Consider the following 17185-nt stretch of genomic DNA (forward strand, 5'->3'; position numbering starts at 1 on the left):
GAATGCGCAGACCGACGCCACGATCCTGATCGTCACGCACAACATCAACGTGGCCCGGACCGTGCCGGACAACCTGGGCATGCTCTACCGCCGCGAGCTGGTCATGTTCGGCCCGCGCGAGGTGCTGCTGACCAGCGACGAACCCGTGGTCGAGCAGTTCCTCAACGGCCGCAGACTCGGTCCGATCGGCATGTCCGAGGAGAAGGACGAGGCCACCGCGGCGGCGGAGGCGGCGCACGCCGCGGCCGGCCACCACGACGGCTCGCCGGACGAGGACGTGCGCGGGATCATCCCCCAGCTCCAGCCGACTCCTGGCCTGCCAGAGCGCAGCGCCGTGCGCCGCCGCAAGGACCGGGTGATGAGCATCCTGCACACGCTGCCGGCGGCCGCCCAGGAGGGCATCATCGAGTCCCTCACCGCCGAGGACCATCAGCGCTACAACGTGCGGCCGCACCAGCTCGTCACCGCCGCGCCGCGGATCCCGGTCGAGGCCCCCCAGCCGGTGCGCCCGTCGCCGCGGCCGCGCCCGGGCGGGCAGCGGTTCCAGGGCGACCTGGCCGCGCCGGACCAGCAGGTCGCCAACCTGCCGGACTCCACCTGGCAGCCGCCCCAGTCCGGAACGGAACGATGACCTCGGGCGTACGAACCGCGCCGGCCAACTTCCCCGGTGCTGGAGCGTTGCGAGAGACCGGCCGCCTCTTCGCACTGGGTCTGGACGTCATCGTCAACACGTTCCGGCGGCCGTTCCAGCTGCGCGAGTTCATCCAGCAGTGCTGGTTCATCGCCAGCGTCACGATCCTGCCGACCGCGCTGATCGCCATCCCGTTCGGCGCGGTGGTGGCCATGGAGCTGGGCACGCTGATCGTGCAGCTCGGCGCGCAGTCGTTCACCGGCGCGGCGAGCGTGCTGGCGATCATCCAGCAGGCCAGCCCGGTGGTGACCGCGCTGATGGTGGCCGGCGCCGGCGGCTCGGCGATCTGCGCGGACCTGGGCGCGCGCACCATCCGCGAGGAGATCGACGCCATGGAGGTCCTCGGCGTCAACCCGATCCAGCGGCTCGTCGTGCCCCGCGTGCTGGCCGCGATGGTGATCGCGATCCTGCTCAACGGGCTGGTCAGCGTCGTCGGCGTGATGGGCGGCTACTTCTTCAACGTGGTGCTGCAGGGTGGCACCCCGGGCGCGTACCTGGCCAGCTTCTCCGCGCTGGCGCAGCTGCCCGACCTGTGGATCTCCGAGATCAAGGCGGTGATCTTCGGGTTCATCGCCGGCGTGGTGGCGGCCTACCGCGGGCTCAACCCGCGGGGCGGGCCGAAGGGTGTCGGGGACGCGGTCAACCAGTCCGTGGTGATCACGTTCCTGCTGCTGTTCTTCGTCAACTTCGTGCTCACGGCGGTGTACCTGACCGTCGTGCCGCAGAAGGGAAGTTGACGCCATGGCACAGCTTCCGGGCTCCGTCAGGCGGGCCGCCGCGGCCCCGCTGGGCATGCTCGACCAGCTCGGCGACCAGCTCTCCTTCTACCTCCGCGCGCTGGCCTGGATTCCGCGCACGCTGCGCCGCTACCTCAAGGAGGTCATGCGGATCCTGGCCGAGGTGAGCTTCGGCAGCGGCGCGCTCGCGGTGATCGGCGGGACCATCGGCGTGATGGTCGGCATGACCGTGTTCACCGGCACCGTGGTCGGCCTGCAGGGCTACGCCGCGCTGGACCAGATCGGCACCGCGGCGTTCACCGGGTTCGCCAGCGCCTACATCAACACCCGCGAGGTGGCGCCGCTGATCGCCGGGCTCGCGCTGTCGGCGACGGTCGGCGCCGGGTTCACCGCGCAGCTCGGCGCCATGCGGATCTCCGAGGAGATCGACGCGCTCGAGGTCATGGCCGTGCCCAGCCTGCCGTTCCTGGTCACCACGCGGATCATCGCCGGCTTCATCGCGATCATCCCGCTGTACGTGATCGGCCTGCTCAGCTCCTACCTGGCCTCGCGGACGATCACGGTGTACTTCTACGGCCAGTCCGCCGGCACCTACGACCACTACTTCAACCTGTTCCTACCGCCGCAGGACGTGTTCTGGTCGTTCGGCAAGGTGCTGATCTTCAGCGTGGCGATCATCCTGGTGCACTGCTACTACGGCTACCGGGCCAGCGGCGGGCCGGCCGGCGTGGGTGTCGCGGTAGGACGGTCGGTGCGCACCACGATCGTGACCGCGGCGCTGCTGAACTTCTTCATCGGCTTCGCGATCTGGGGCACGACGGTGACGGTGAGGATCGCGGGATGAGCGCGCGGGCCACCACCATCCGCCGGCGCCTCCTCGGCATCGGCTTCATCGTCATCATCTCGGCGCTCATCGGGCTGTCCATCGCCATGTACAACAAGGCGTTCACCCCGGTGGTGAACGTGAAGCTGCAGACCGACAAGGTCGGCAACCAGCTCGCCGTGCTCGGCGACGTGAAAGTGCGCGGCCTGCTGGTCGGCGAGATCCGCAAGATCACCCCGACCGCCAGCGGGGCCGAGCTCGAGCTCGCCCTCGATCCCTCCAAAGTGGACCTGATCCCGCGCAACGTGACCGCCCAGTTCATCCCGAAGACGCTGTTCGGTGACCGCTACGTGGCGCTGCAGATCCCGCAGAACCCGGTGCCGCAGCACCTCGGCGCCGGCGACGTGATCCAGCAGGACCGGTCGACCCGGGCGGTCGAGCTGGAGGCCGCGCTCGAGCACCTTCTGCCGGTGCTGCAGGCGGTGCAGCCGGAGAAGCTGTCCAGCACGCTCACCGCGATCTCCACCGCGCTGGACGGCCGCGGCAAGCAGCTCGGCGACACCATCGCCGAGCTCGGCAAGCTGATCGGCGACCTGAACCCGCACCTGCCGCAGTTGCAGCACGACGTGCGGGCGCTGGCCGAACTCTCCGACCACTACACCGAGGCGCTGCCGGACCTGGTCACCGCGCTCAACGAGCTCACCACCACCTCGAAGACCATGGTCGAGCAGCGGGCGAACCTGGACGAGCTGTACGGCACGCTCACCACGTCCACCCGGGACCTCGACTCGTTCCTGCGGGTCAACAAGGGCAACCTGATCCAGCTCGCCGACACCTCCCGGCCGACGCTGGAGCTGCTGGCCAAGTACGCGCCCGAGGTGCCGTGCTTCATGAAGCAGATGGCCGACCTGGTGGATCCGGCCAACGAGCTGCTCGGCCGCGGCGCCGGGCCGCCCGGCCTGAACGCGACGCTCGAGATCGTGGTCAACCGCGGGCCGTACCACGCCGGCAAGGACACCCCGAACTTCGACGACCACCGCGGCCCGCGCTGCTACGACCCCAAGGACTACTGCAACCCGTTCCCCGAGCAGCCGCCGGAGGGCCCGCTCAAGGACGGCACCTCGCAGACCCCGCCGCCGAAGCAGTCCTGCAACAAGACCCCGCCGCCGGCCACCGTCCCGTCTGCCTTGAGCGACGGGCTGGGCCTGGCCAACTCGCCGGGGGAGGGTGAGCTGCTGGCCAACTTGTTAGGGCCCGAGCTGGGCACCGACCAGGCCACTGTGCCGGGCTGGAGCAGCCTGCTGGTCGGACCGCTGTTCCGCGGTGCGGAGGTGAGCTTCCGATGAGGAGCCTCGCCGCGCCGCTGGTCAAGCTCGCGATCTTCGCCCTGGTGACGATCGCGGCCACCTCGGTGCTCGCGATCAGCATCGCCAACACGGACCTGAGCTCTACGAACACCTACACGGCGCGGTTCTCGGATGCGACCCTGCTGCTGCCCGGCGACGACGTGCGGATCGCCGGCGTGCGGGTCGGCCAGGTGGAGAACGTGTCCATTGTGGACCGCAAGCAGGCGCAGGTGTCGTTCTCGGTGAGCTCGGGCCGCCAGCTCCCGTCCGGGGTCACCGCGCAGATCAAGTTCCGCAACATCGTCGGGCAGCGCTACGTCGCGCTCGGCCAGGGCGCCACCGCCAACCCCAACGCCACGCTGCCACCGGGCGGCAACATCCCGATCGAGCGCACCAAACCGGCGCTGGACCTCACCGAGCTCTTCAACGGGTTCAAGCCGCTGTTCCAGGCGCTGAACCCGAGCGACGTGAACAGGCTGTCCTACGAGCTGATCCAGGTGCTGCAGGGCGAGGGCGGCACGGTGGAGAACCTGCTCGCCCACACCGCCTCGCTGACCACGGCGCTGGCCGACAAGGACCAGGTGATCGGCGAGCTGATCGGCAACCTCAACGGCGTGCTGGACACCGTCAACGCCCGCACCCCGCAGCTCAACGACCTGGTGATCACGTTGCAGCAGCTGGTTTCCGGGCTCGCCCAGGACCGCAAGCCCATCGGTGACGCGGTCGAGGCGCTCGGCGGCCTGGCCACCACGACGTCCGGTCTGCTCGAGCAGGCCCGCGCGCCGCTCAAGCAGGACATCGCCAACCTCGGCGTGCTCACCGACCGGCTCAACGCGCACGAGGCGGAGGTGGAGCACTTCATCCAGTTCCTGCCGGTCAAGACCGCGACGCTGACCAGGACGGTGAGCTACGGCGCCTGGTTCAACTTCTTCCTCTGCTCCGCGGAGGGCTCGGTGGTCATCCCCGGTCTGATCACCCAGCCGATCAACATCCCGATCGCCAAGGCCAACCTGGCGAGGTGCACCTGATGAAGTCGTTCGGGTCACGCAACCCCATCCCGATCGGGATCATCGGGATCGTCGTCATCGCGCTGGCGCTGACCGCTGCGGTGTTCTCCGACGACCTGCCGATCATCGGCGGCGGCACCACCTACAGCGCCGAGTTCAGCGAGGCGGCCGGGCTCAAGCCGGACGACGAGGTGCGGATCGCCGGCGTGAAGGTGGGCAAGGTCAAGGACATCGCCCTGGACGGCGACCGGGTCGTGGTGCGGTTCAAGGTGAAGGACGCCTGGGTAGGCGACCGCACCAGCGCGGCCATCAAGATCAAGACGTTGCTGGGCCAGAAATACCTGTCCCTCGAGCCGGACGGCTCCGGCGTGCTCGACCCGGCGCAGCGCATCCCGCGCTCCCGCACCACGGCGCCCTACGATGTGCTCGAGGCGTTCCGGGGCCTGGCCGAGACCGTCAACGCGGTGGACACCGACCAGCTCGCCAAGAGCTTCGAGGTGATCTCGCAGACGTTCGCGAACACCCCGGACGAGGTGAAGGGCGCGCTGAACGGCCTGCAGGCCCTGTCCAAGACGGTGGCCTCCCGCGACGACGAGCTGGGCGCGCTGCTGGCCAACACGCGGCAGATCAGCCAGACCCTGGCCGACCGGGACGCCGAGGTGCAGAAGCTGCTCCAGGACGGCAACCTGCTGCTCGCCGAGATCAACAAGCGGCGGGACGCGATCAGCGCGCTGCTGGACGGCACGGTCCGGCTGTCCAAGGAGCTGCAGGGCCTGGTGACCGACAACTCCGGCCAGTTGACCCCGGTGCTCGCGAGCCTGGACAAGCTGACCTCCCTGCTGCAGCGCAACCAGGACTCGCTCGCCAACGGGATCAAGAACCTGGCGCCGTTCGCCCGGCTGTTCAACAACGCCGTGGGCAACGGGCACTGGTTCGACAACTACATCTGCGGCCTGCTGCCGCCCGCCGCGCCGCTCCCCGGGATCAACGAGCAGGGCTGCCTGGGGAGGGTCAACAAGTGACCAAGGAGCAGAGTGCGATGAAGGCGGCCTTCCTCACCGCCAGCGTGAGGAAGGCCCCCTTCATCGCACTACGGGCCCCCTTCTTGCAACGGAGCTACGGCTCATGACCATCAAAACCCGAGGCGGCATGAACCTCGCCCGCGCCGTGTCCATCGCGGTGGTGCTGGCCCTGGTCGCCGCGCTGGTGCTCTGGTGGCTGCTGCGGGACGCCGGCGAGCGGCGCTACAGCGCGGTGTTCAACGGGGTCGTCGGCCTCTACGAGGGCAACGACGTCCGGGTGCTCGGGGTGAAGGTCGGCACGGTCGACAAGGTCCGGCCCCAGGGCGACACGGTGCTGGTGGAGGTGCTGGTGGACCGGGACGTGAAGATCCCGGCCAACGCCAAGGCCGTGATCGTTGCGCCGTCCCTGGTCAGCGACCGGTATGTGCAGTTCGCCCCGGCGTACACCGGCGGGCCGGAGCTGGCCGCGGGCACGGTGCTGCCGCGCGAGCGCACCGCGACGCCGCTGGAGGTGGACGACCTCTACGCCAGCCTCAACCGGGTCAGCACCACGCTCGGCCCGAACGGCGTGAACAAGGACGGCGCGCTCGCCGACCTGCTGAACACGCTGGCGCGCAACGCCGACGGCAACGGGCAGGCACTCAACGACACGGTCACCCAGCTGAGCAAGCTGTCCAGCACGCTGTCCACGAACTCCGACGATCTCTTCGCCACGGTCGACAACCTGCAGAAGTTCACCACCATGCTGGCCAACAGCGACGCGCAGGTGCGCCAGTTCGCCAAGCAGGTGGCCGACGTGACCGGGTTCCTGTCCAGCGAGCGGGCCGACCTTGCCGCCGCGGTGAACCAGCTCGGCACAGCACTCGGCATGGTGCAGAAGTTCATCGACGACAACCGCGGCAAGATCAAGTCCAATGTGGACAAACTGGCGTCGGTGACCCAGGTCCTGGTGGACCAGCGGGCGGCGCTCGCCGAGGTGCTCGACCTCGGCCCGCTGGCGCTGTCCAACATCATCAACTCGTACAACGGCTCCGCCGGCACCCTGGACGCACGCGCCGACATCAACGAGCTGACCCAGCCGCCGATCGTGATGGTGTGCAGCCTTCTTCGGCAGGGCACCCCGGCGCAGCTGCCCCAGGTCCTGGCCGACACCTGCGACAAGCTGGCCCCGGTCGTGCAGGGCCTGGTCCCGCTGCCCTCGCCGGCCCAGGTGATCGTCTCGCTGCAGCAGGGAAAGCTGCCGCCGCTGCCGTTGCCGGTCGCCGGCACGATGTTCGGCTCGGGGGGTGCGAAGTGATCCGCCTCCTCGCCGCCACCTTGACCGCCGCCGGACTGCTCGCCGCGGCCGGTTGCGGGTTCACCGGCATCTACGACCTGCCGCTGCCCGGCGGCGCGGACGTCGGCGACCACCCGTACCACGTGAAGGTGCAGTTCACCGACGTGCTCGACCTGGTGCCGCAGTCCGGTGTGAAGGTCAACGAGGTCCCGGTCGGCCGGGTCGAGGAGATCAACCTGGCCCGGGACGGCTGGACCGCCGAGGTCACCCTGCTGGTCAACGGCGACGTGCGGCTCCCGGCGAACGCCGGCGCCAAGCTCCGCCAGTCCAGCCTGCTCGGCGAGAAGTACGTGGAGCTCTCCGCGCCGCCGCCGGCCGAGGCCACCGGGAAGCTGTCCGAGGGCGCGCTCATCCCGGTCAGCCGCACCAACCGCAACACCGAGGTCGAGGAGGTGCTCGGGGCGCTGTCCATGCTGCTCAACGGCGGCGGCGTGGAGCAGCTGCAGAAGATCTCCCGGGAGCTCAACGCGGCACTGGACGGCAACGAGGCCAACGTCCGCGCGGCCCTGGACAACGTCACCTCCTTCGTGTCCACTTTGGACACGAGCAGGGGCGACATCACCCGCGCCATCGACGGGCTCAACCGGCTGGCCGGCACGCTCAACGGGCAGCGCGACGAGCTCGCCGGCGCCATTGACAACCTCGGCCCCGGCCTGCAGGTGCTGGCCGACCAGCGTTCCCAGCTGGTCACCCTGCTGCAGGCGCTGGACTCACTGTCCACAGTGGCCGTCGACACCGTGCACAAGAGCCAGGCCGACATCGTCGCCGACCTGAAGGCGCTCATGCCCGCCCTGCAGAAGCTCGGCGAGGCCGGCAACGACATCCCCAAGGCGCTGGAGCTGCTGGTCACCATCCCGTTCTCCGACGAGGCGGTCAACGACGTGCGGGGCGACTACTTCAACCTGTTCGCCAAGATCGACCTGAACCTCCAGTCGGTGATCGACAACCTGAGCCGCTCGCGCAACAACCCGCTGCAGGACCTGCCGATCGTCGGCGGCCTCACCGGCGGCGGGTCCTCGCCGCTGCCCTCGACCGGCTCGGGGCCGGCGACCCCGCAGCAGCCGCAGAACGGCGCGGCCAAGGGCGTCTGCGGGATCTTCGGCGCGTTGCTGGGAGGTTGCCGCTGATGCTCACCAGGACGGTCCGGCTGCAACTCATCGCATTCATCGTGATCGCGGTGGTGGCCGTGGTGTACGCGCTGTTCCGGTTCGCCGGCCTCGGCAAGTTCTTCGGTGAGGAGGGCTACACGGTCCGGATGAACCTCGCCGACTCCGGCGGGGTGTTCAGCAACGCCGAGGTGACCTACCGCGGGGTGAACGTCGGGCGGGTCGGCGAGCTCCGGCTGACGAAGGACGGCATCCAGGTCGACCTGAACATCGACCCGGACGCCCCGGAGATCCCCGCCGACGTGGACGCCGTGGTGGCCAACCGGTCCGCGGTCGGCGAGCAGTACGTGGATCTGCGCCCGCGCAAGGATTCCGGCCCCTACCTGTCGGCCGCCTCGGTGATCCCGGCGGACCGGACGAAGACCCCGGTCGGCACCGACACCGTGCTGCGCGACCTGGACAGCCTGGCCACCTCGGTGCCCACCGACGCGCTGCGCAAACTCGTCGACGAGCTGTACCTGGCGTTCAAGGGCACCGGTCAGGACCTGCAGGTGCTGCTGGACAGCACGAAGAACCTCACCGACGCGGCCAGCGCGAACCTGCCGCAGACCATCCAGCTGATCAACACCGGCGGCACCGTGCTGGACACGCAGAACGCCGAGTCGTCCAACCTCACCGCGTTCGGCAAGGATCTCAGGCTGCTGGCCGAGCAGCTCAAGACCTCCGACCCGGACATCCGGCGACTGATCACGGCCACCCCGCCGGCGGCCACCGCGATCACCAAGCTGCTCTCCGAGTCCGGCACCGGCCTGTCGGTGCTGTTCGCCAACCTGCTCACCACGTCCCGGGTGCTCGCCGTGCGCACCGACGGCCTGGAGTACTCCCTGGTCGCCTACCCGCTGCTGACCGCGGCCGCACAGGGCCTGCTGGCCTCCGGCGACGGAACCGCCCACCTCGGCCTGGTGCTGAACCTGTTCAACCCCCCGCCGTGCACCAAGGGCTACGAGAACACCCAGCGGCGCGACGGCAACCAGACCGGCCCGGCCCCACCGCTGCCCACCCAGACCTACTGCGCGGAGCCCACCGGAAGCCCGATCAACGTGCGCGGCTCGCAGAACGCGCCGTTCAACGGGATCCCCAAGGAACCGAGCCAGGCGGAGATCGCCGCCAACGCCAACCGCCCGCAGGAGCAGCTCGCCGGCCTCGCCCGGGGCAGCCTGCCGGGCACGGTGAGCCAGCCCGGCATCGGCGGCCTGGCCTCCCTGGCCTCGCTGCTCGGTCTGTCCTGACCGACATCTACGCTGGAGAAACATGACAACCGTCGGCAGCACCATGGAGAGCACAGCGACCGTCGTCGCGCCCCGGCCGCGATGGTTGAGCCCGCTGCTGCTCGGCGCCATCGCGCTGGTGGTCGCCGCCGCCGCGGTGGCGGTCTGGTTCGGGGTGTCCTGGGCCCGGGCCGGCAACGACAGCACGGTCGACCGGGCCCAGTCCCGCGACGAGGTGGCGCGGATCGCCAGTAGCGCCATCGTCACCTTCCACACGCTGGACTTCCACAAGGCCGACGAAACGCTGAGCAACTGGGAGGCGGCCTCGACCGGCCCGCTGCACGACCAGGTGGTCGGCAGCAAGGACAGCAGCAAGAAGACCATCGAGGCGGCCAAGACCGTCGCCAAGCCGACCGTGCTCTCCCTCGCGGTGACCGACCTCAACGAGTTCGACGGCACGGCGACCGTGATCGCCGCGGTCAAGGTCGACGTGAGTGTCGATGGCCAGCAGGGCCAGACGCCCAAGTTCCTGCGGATCCAGGGCTCGATGCAGCGCACCGGCAGCGGCTGGAAGCTCAGCGGCATCGGCCAGGTGGACTTCGCCCGCAGCTGACGACCCGTTCCGATTGAGAGGACCCCGACGCCGTGCCTCCGTCCCGCCGCCACTCCCGGACCCCGACGCCGCCGACCCGGCGGCCCCGGGTGGCCGGCCTGCGCCACCCGGGCGCTGGCAGCACCCGGCCGGCCGGGTCCGGCGCGTATCCCGAGGACCTCGAGACCACCGAGCTCGACGAAGCCGTCGCCGACCCTGGTCAACCCGAGACGATCGAGGAGCCGGCCCCCGAGCCGCCGCCGTGGCGGGAACGCGACGACGCCATGGACACCGTCGTCTCCGAGCCGGTGATCGGCTCTTCGGAGAATGAGCTGGTCACCTGGGAGGGGCCGGCCGACGAGCCGGACATCGTGGACTCGGAGATCGTCGACGAGCAGCCGGGCACCACCCGGCTCCGCCCTGCCGGCAAACGCCGGGCGCTCGGCCTGCGCCGGCCCGACGACCTCGGCGAGGCCGAGGCCGACCTCGCCGAGGCGGCCGAGCGCGAGCAGGCCCCCCGGCCGCGCCGGGACGCCACGCTCACCTGGGCGGTCGCACTCGCCGTCGTCGCCCTGCTGCTGGGCGGCCTGGCCGTCTGGTTCCAGGGCGAGGCCACCCGGCGCACCGAGGGCGCCGACACCAACAACCGCGCGCTCGCCGACCCGGCCACCCAGAGCGAGGTCGTCCGCCAGCTCCGCACCGCCATCGAGAAGTCGCTCAGCTACAACTACACCGACCTCGACAGCACCGCCCGGGCCGTCCAGGACAACCTCTCCGGCAAGGCCCTCTGCGAGTACGACCAGCTCTTCGGCGAGGTCAAGAAGCTCGCCCCGGAGCAGAAGATCGTCCTCTCCACCCAGGTCCGGGAGATCGGCGTCACCCGGCTCGAAGCCGACCAGGCCCAGCTGCTGGTCTTCGTCGACCAGCGCACCACCCGCGCCGACCAGAACCAGACCACCGCCAGCGGCGCCCAGTTCAACATCCGCGCCCAACACCAAGGCGACAAGTGGAAGATCACCGAGTTCGACATGCTCGGCCAACCCCTCCCGAACGGCAAACCGGCGCCCCAGTGCTGAGTGGATACGGTCGTGGGATTTGCCTGCCCCTTGGGTGGCGTCGGCGGGCGGCGGTTGTGACCGGCGCTGGGTCCAGAGATGGCTTGGGAGGTGGCGGGGTGGCTGGGCTGGTCCGTCACGTCACGTTGGCAAGCCGGGCCGAGTTGATCACCGAAGGGGATGGTGCGGTGAATGCGTCTTTCAGTGCACTGAGCGCGGTGAAAGACGCATTCACCGCACCCCACTCCGCCACAAACGCACCACTAACCACACCAGTCACCGTGCACCACCCTCCCCGCAGAAGAGTCGCACCCAACAGCGATCATGACCTCGCAATCACCCGCATGTGTCACCCCGACTACATCAACCACACGCCTGGCCTCACCGTGGTCCTCGCCACCGCCGGCCGGGCACCGCAGCCCAACCACGGCCCCGACCTCGCCTCCTTGCCTCTTCCCCGGCCAACCCCGTCAACCGCCACCCGCCAACGTCACTCGAGGTTCGGCAGCCCGGGCGGAATTGTCCGATACGCCCGGTATTCAGACCTGGTCGCCGACCACGCTCGGTAGCGAAATGCTCGACTAGAGGTAGGGATCATGGCGCGGCATCTTGACTCCCGGGCGCGGCAGGGTCACGCTGTTTGTCAGCACACGCTTGGCGGGAGGACCGGTTGAGCGGAGGGCCTGGACAGTCGCCGCTTTGATGGCTAGACTGCCCCTTTGCGCTGCCCACTTTTGCATGCCCTAGAATGGTGGGTACCACCGCACCCTTGATCAGACGCGTGGCCACATCTCCTCGCGGCTGCTCAACCGCTCATAGTCCCTGGAAGGACGCATCTTGGCAGTCTCCCGCGCGACCAAGACCACTGCGACCAATTCCACTGCATCGAACTCAGGGATCCCCGGAGCGCCCAGGCGGGTCTCGTTCGCGAAGATTCGCGAGCCCCTGGGTACCCCCAACCTGCTCGACCTGCAGATTCAGTCGTTCGAGTGGTTCACCGGAGCCGAGTCCTGGTTTCAGCGACGCATCGACGCCGGTGACGACAACCCCACCGGGGGTCTCGAGGAGGTTCTGAACGAGATCTCCCCCATCGAGGACTTCTCCGGCTCGATGTCCCTGTCCTTCTCCGACCCGCGCTTCGACGAGGTCAAGGCCTCGGTCGAGGAGTGCAAGGACAAGGACATGACCTACGCGGCACCCCTGTTCGTGACCGCGGAGTTCACCAACCACACCACCGGCGAGATCAAGAGCCAGACGGTGTTCATGGGTGACTTCCCGGTGATGACGGACAAGGGCACCTTCATCATCAACGGTACCGAGCGGGTCGTGGTGTCCCAGCTCGTCCGTTCGCCCGGGGTCTACTACGAGCAGAACGTCGACAAGACCACGGACAAGGACGTGTTCGGCGTCAAGGTCATCCCGAGCCGCGGCGCCTGGCTCGAGTTCGACGTCGACAAGCGCGACACGGTCGGGGTGCGCATCGACCGCAAGCGCCGGCAGCCGGTCACCGTGCTGCTCAAGGCGCTGGGCTGGACCCATGAGCGGATCCGCGAGCGGTTCTCCTTCTCCGAGACGCTGCTGGCCACCCTGGAGAAGGACCACACGGCGGGGACTGACGAGGCCCTGCTGGACATCTACCGCAAGCTCCGCCCGGGCGAGCCGCCGACCAAGGAGAGCGCGCAGACCCTTCTGGAGAACCTGTTCTTCAAGGAGAAGCGGTACGACCTGGCCAAGGTGGGCCGCTACAAGGTCAACAAGAAGCTCGGCCTGGCCATGCCGATGGACACCGGGGTGCTGACCGAGGACGACATCGTCACCACGATCGAGTACCTGGTCCGCCTGCACGCCGGCGAGACGAGCATGCCGGCCCGAGGCTCCAGCGACGAGGCGGCGACCATCCCGGTCGAGGTTGACGACATCGACCACTTCGGCAACCGGCGGCTGCGCACGGTGGGCGAACTGATCCAGAACCAGATCCGGGTCGGCCTGTCCCGCATGGAGCGGGTCGTCCGGGAGCGGATGACCACCCAGGACGTCGAGGCGATCACGCCGCAGACCCTGATCAACATCCGCCCGGTGGTGGCCGCGATCAAGGAGTTCTTCGGCACCTCGCAGCTGTCCCAGTTCATGGACCAGACCAACCCGATCGCGGGCCTGACGCACAAGCGCCGGCTGTCCGCGCTGGGCCCGGGCGGTCTGTCCCGGGAGCGGGCCGGCATGGAGGTCCGGGACGTCCACCACAGCCACTACGGCCGGATGTGCCCGATCGAGACGCCGGAAGGCCCGAACATCGGCCTGATCGGCTCGCTGTCCTCCTACGGGCGGGTCAACCCGTTCGGCTTCATCGAGACGCCGTACCGCAAGGTCATCGAGGGCCAGGTCACCGACCAGATCGACTACCTGACCGCGGACGAGGAGGACCGGCACGTCATCGCGCAGGCCAACGCGCCGCTCGACGACCAGAACCACTTTGCCGAGGACCGCGTCCTGGTCCGCAAGAAGGGCGGCGAGGTCGAGTTCATCGAGCCGTTCGACGTGGACTACATGGACGTCTCGCCGCGGCAGATGGTGTCCGTGGCCACGGCCATGATCCCGTTCCTGGAGCACGACGACGCCAACCGCGCGCTGATGGGCGCCAACATGCAGCGCCAGGCGGTGCCGCTGCTGCGCAGCGAGTCGCCGCTGGTCGGCACCGGCATGGAGCTGCGGGCCGCGGTGGACGCCGGCGACCTGGTGGTGGCCGAGAAGTCCGGCGTGGTCGAGGAGCTGTCCGCGGACTTCATCACGGTGATGGCCGACGACGGCAGCCGCCGGACCTACGGGCTGCACAAGTTCCGCCGGTCCAACCAGGGCACCTGCATCAACCAGAAGCCGATCATCTCCGAGGGTGACCGGGTCGAGGCCGGGCAGGTGATCGCGGACGGTCCGTGCACCGAAGAGGGTGAGATGGCGCTCGGCAAGAACCTGCTGGTCGCGATCATGCCGTGGGAGGGCCACAACTACGAGGACGCGATCATCCTGTCGCAGCGGCTCGTCGAGGAGGACGTGCTCACGTCCATCCACATCGAGGAGCACGAGATCGACGCCCGGGACACCAAGCTCGGCGCCGAGGAGATCACCCGGGACATCCCGAACGTCTCCGAGGAGGTGCTCGCCGACCTCGACGAGCGCGGCATCATCCGGATCGGTGCCGAGGTCGGCGCCGGCGACATCCTGGTCGGCAAGGTCACCCCGAAGGGCGAGACCGAGCTGACCCCGGAGGAGCGGCTGCTCCGCGCGATCTTCGGCGAGAAGGCCCGCGAGGTGCGCGACACCTCGCTCAAGGTGCCGCACGGCGAGACCGGAAAGGTCATCGGCATCCGGGTGTTCAGCCGGGAGGACGAGGACGAGCTGCCCCCGGGTGTCAACGAGCTGGTCCGGGTGTACGTGGCGCAGAAGCGCAAGATCCAGGACGGCGACAAGCTGGCCGGCCGGCACGGCAACAAGGGTGTGATCGGCAAGATCCTCCCGGTGGAGGACATGCCGTTCATGTCTGACGGCACGCCGGTCGACGTCGTGCTGAACACGCACGGCGTGCCGCGCCGGATGAACATCGGCCAGGTGCTGGAGACCCACCTCGGCTGGATCGCCAAACAGGGCTGGCAGATCGACGGTCAGCCCGGCTGGGCGAAGCGGCTGCCGGAGGAGCTCTACGCGGCCGAGGCGGGCACGAACACCGCCACCCCGGTGTTCGACGGGGCCAAGGAGAACGAGATCACCGGCCTGCTCGGCTCGACGCTCCCGAACCGGGACGGCGAGCGGATGGTCGGCGAGGACGGCAAGGCGGCGCTGTTCGACGGGCGCTCCGGCGAGCCGTTCCCGTTCCCGGTCGCGGTCGGCTACATGTACATCCTGAAGCTGCTGCACCTGGTGGACGACAAGATCCACGCCCGGTCCACCGGCCCGTACTCGATGATCACCCAGCAGCCGCTGGGCGGTAAGGCACAGTTCGGTGGCCAGCGCTTCGGTGAGATGGAGTGCTGGGCGATGCAGGCCTACGGCGCGGCGTACACGCTGCAGGAGCTGCTCACCATCAAGTCCGACGACGTGCTCGGCCGGGTCAAGGTCTACGAGGCGATCGTCAAGGGCGAGAACATCCCCGAGCCGGGCATCCCGGAGTCGTTCAAGGTGCTGCTCAAGGAGCTGCAGTCGCTGTGCCTCAACGTGGAGGTGCTGTCCAGTGACGGCGCCGCCATCGAGATGCGGGACTCCGACGACGAGGATCTCGAGCGTGCCGCCGCGAACCTCGGCATCAACCTGTCCCGCAACGAGTCGCCATCGGTAGATGACGTCGTGAACTGACCCCCGCCGCGCCGGGTGCACCGCACGCGCGCCCGCACCCGGCGCCGGCCCTATCCCCAACATCACGGCAACCAATAAATAGGGGAGAAGAACCGACTTGCTGGACGTCAACTTCTTCGATGAGCTTCGCATCGGCCTGGCCACCGCAGACGACATCCGACAGTGGTCCTTCGGTGAGGTGAAGAAGCCGGAGACCATCAACTACCGCACGCTCAAGCCGGAGAAGGACGGCTTGTTCTGCGAGAAGATCTTCGGTCCCACCCGGGACTGGGAGTGCTACTGCGGCAAGTACAAGCGCGTCCGCTTCAAGGGCATCATCTGTGAGCGCTGTGGCGTCGAGGTGACCCGCGCCAAGGTGCGCCGGGAGCGGATGGGCCACATCGAGCTGGCCGCACCGGTCACCCACATCTGGTACTTCAAGGGCGTGCCGAGCCGGCTGGGCTACCTGCTCGACCTCGCGCCGAAGGACCTCGAGAAGATCATCTACTTCGCCGCCTACGTGATCACCGGCGTGGACACCGAGCAGCGGCACAACGACCTGCCGACCCTGGAGAGCGAGATCGGGGTCGAGCGCAAGCAGGTCGAGGCCAAGCGCGACAGCGACATCGAGGCGCGGGCCCAGAAGCTCGAGGCGGACCTCGCCCAGCTCGAGGCCGAGGGCGCCAAGAGTGACGTGCGGCGCAAGGTCAAGGAGGGCGGCGAGCGGGAGATGCGCCAGCTCCGCGACCGGGCCCAGCGCGAGCTGGACCGGCTCGATGAGATCTGGACCACCTTCACCAAGCTCGAGCCCAAGCAGCTGATCGCCGACGAGCTGCTCTACCGCGAGCTGACCGACCGCTACGGCGAGTACTTCACCGGCTCGATGGGCGCCGAGGCGATCCAGAGGCTGGCCAAGGACTTCGACGTGGAGGCGGAGGCCGAGAACCTGCGCGACACCATCCGCAACGGCAAGGGGCAGAAGAAGCTCCGCGCCCTCAAGCGGCTCAAGGTGGTCGCCGCGTTCTCCGCGACGACCAACTCGCCGATGGGCATGGTCCTGGACTGCATCCCGGTGATCCCACCGGACCTGCGGCCCATGGTCCAGCTCGACGGTGGCCGGTTCGCCACGTCCGACCTCAACGACCTGTACCGCCGCGTGATCAACCGGAACAACCGGCTCAAGCGGCTGATCGACCTCGGTGCGCCCGAGATCATCGTGAACAACGAGAAGCGGATGCTGCAGGAGGCCGTCGACGCGCTGTTCGACAACGGCCGCCGGGGCCGCCCGGTCACCGGGCCGGGCAACCGCCCGCTCAAGTCGCTGTCGGACCTGTTGAAGGGCAAGCAGGGCCGGTTCCGCCAGAACCTGCTCGGCAAGCGCGTCGACTACTCCGGCCGCTCGGTGATCGTGGTCGGTCCGCAGCTCAAGCTGCACCAGTGCGGCCTGCCCAAGGCCATGGCGCTGGAGCTGTTCAAGCCGTTCGTGATGAAGCGCCTGGTTGACCTCAACCACGCACAGAACATCAAGTCGGCCAAGCGGATGGTGGAGCGGGCCCGCCCGGTCGTGTGGGACGTGCTCGAGGAGGTCATCACCGAGCACCCGGTGCTGCTCAACCGCGCACCCACGCTGCACCGCCTCGGCATCCAGGCCTTCGAGCCGCAGCTGGTCGAGGGCAAGGCCATCCAGATCCACCCGCTCGTCTGCACGGCGTTCAACGCCGACTTCGACGGTGACCAGATGGCTGTGCACCTGCCGCTGTCCGCGGAGGCACAGGCCGAGGCCCGCATCCTGATGCTGTCGACGAACAACATCCTGAAGCCGGCCGACGGCCGTCCGGTCACGATGCCGACGCAGGACATGATCATCGGCATCTACTTCCTG

General features: G+C 68.8%; 12 protein-coding genes and 2 pseudogenes. 13 read left to right on the forward strand and 1 reads right to left on the reverse strand.

The annotated features are described in order from the left end of the window. From VGR06_RS27335 to VGR06_RS27385, 11 genes and pseudogenes are all read left to right on the forward strand, one after another. A pseudogene (locus tag VGR06_RS27335) lies at positions 1–631 on the forward strand (ABC transporter ATP-binding protein); the annotation flags it as partial. Then, positions 628–1428: an ABC transporter permease gene (locus tag VGR06_RS27340; protein ID WP_327562008.1), complete on the forward strand. Its 801-nt coding sequence runs from the start codon at positions 628–630 to the stop codon at positions 1426–1428. The pseudogene VGR06_RS27335 and the gene VGR06_RS27340, both read left to right, overlap by 4 nt. Positions 1429–1432: 4 nt before the next feature. Next, positions 1433–2272, forward strand: a complete 840-nt coding sequence (locus tag VGR06_RS27345; RefSeq protein ID WP_327562009.1) for an ABC transporter permease — start codon at positions 1433–1435, stop codon at positions 2270–2272. Continuing rightward, entirely contained in the window at positions 2269–3597 is a 1329-nt protein-coding gene (locus VGR06_RS27350) for an MCE family protein (RefSeq protein WP_327562010.1), read from the forward strand. The genes VGR06_RS27345 and VGR06_RS27350 overlap by 4 nt, the downstream gene beginning before the upstream one ends. Continuing rightward, on the forward strand, positions 3594–4625 hold the full coding sequence (locus VGR06_RS27355; protein ID WP_327562011.1) for an MCE family protein: 1032 nt from the start codon (positions 3594–3596) through the stop codon (positions 4623–4625). Before VGR06_RS27350 ends, VGR06_RS27355 begins: the two co-directional genes overlap by 4 nt. Next, the gene (locus tag VGR06_RS27360) at positions 4625–5626 is read left to right on the forward strand and encodes an MCE family protein (protein WP_327562012.1); all 1002 of its coding nucleotides are present in this window, start codon (positions 4625–4627) and stop codon (positions 5624–5626) included. The genes VGR06_RS27355 and VGR06_RS27360 overlap by 1 nt, the downstream gene beginning before the upstream one ends. Before the next feature lie 103 nt (positions 5627–5729). Next, positions 5730–6923 carry an MCE family protein gene (locus VGR06_RS27365; protein ID WP_327562013.1) on the forward strand — a complete coding sequence of 398 codons (1194 nt, stop codon included), beginning with the start codon at positions 5730–5732 and terminating at the stop codon, positions 6921–6923. Continuing rightward, positions 6920–8089 (forward strand): MCE family protein, encoded by a 1170-nt coding sequence (locus tag VGR06_RS27370; RefSeq protein ID WP_327562014.1) that lies wholly within the window; start codon positions 6920–6922, stop codon positions 8087–8089. Before VGR06_RS27365 ends, VGR06_RS27370 begins: the two co-directional genes overlap by 4 nt. Next, positions 8089–9357 carry an MCE family protein gene (locus tag VGR06_RS27375; protein WP_327562015.1) on the forward strand — a complete coding sequence of 423 codons (1269 nt, stop codon included), beginning with the start codon at positions 8089–8091 and terminating at the stop codon, positions 9355–9357. Before VGR06_RS27370 ends, VGR06_RS27375 begins: the two co-directional genes overlap by 1 nt. Before the next feature lie 22 nt (positions 9358–9379). Further along, a complete protein-coding gene (locus VGR06_RS27380) occupies positions 9380–9949 on the forward strand; it encodes a hypothetical protein (RefSeq protein ID WP_327562016.1) in 570 nt (189 codons plus the stop codon). Positions 9950–9981: 32 nt separating this feature from the next. Then, positions 9982–11004 (forward strand): hypothetical protein, encoded by a 1023-nt coding sequence (locus tag VGR06_RS27385; protein ID WP_327562017.1) that lies wholly within the window; start codon positions 9982–9984, stop codon positions 11002–11004. 115 nt (positions 11005–11119) lie between these two features. Here VGR06_RS27385 and VGR06_RS27390 read toward each other — a convergent pair whose 3' ends face one another. Further along, positions 11120–11263 (reverse strand): hypothetical protein, encoded by a 144-nt coding sequence (locus VGR06_RS27390; RefSeq protein WP_327562018.1) that lies wholly within the window; start codon positions 11261–11263, stop codon positions 11120–11122. Between the two features lie 557 nt (positions 11264–11820). Here VGR06_RS27390 and rpoB point away from each other — a divergent pair. Together rpoB and VGR06_RS27400 are read left to right on the forward strand one after the other, a co-directional pair. Beyond that, positions 11821–15324: a DNA-directed RNA polymerase subunit beta gene (gene rpoB, locus VGR06_RS27395; protein WP_327562019.1), complete on the forward strand. Its 3504-nt coding sequence runs from the start codon at positions 11821–11823 to the stop codon at positions 15322–15324. Between the two features lie 97 nt (positions 15325–15421). Further along, positions 15422–17185: pseudogene (locus tag VGR06_RS27400) on the forward strand (DNA-directed RNA polymerase subunit beta'); the annotation flags it as partial.

This window comes from Actinophytocola sp. (assembly GCF_036002505.1).
In the GTDB taxonomy this organism is placed as follows: domain Bacteria; phylum Actinomycetota; class Actinomycetes; order Mycobacteriales; family Pseudonocardiaceae; genus DASYTH01.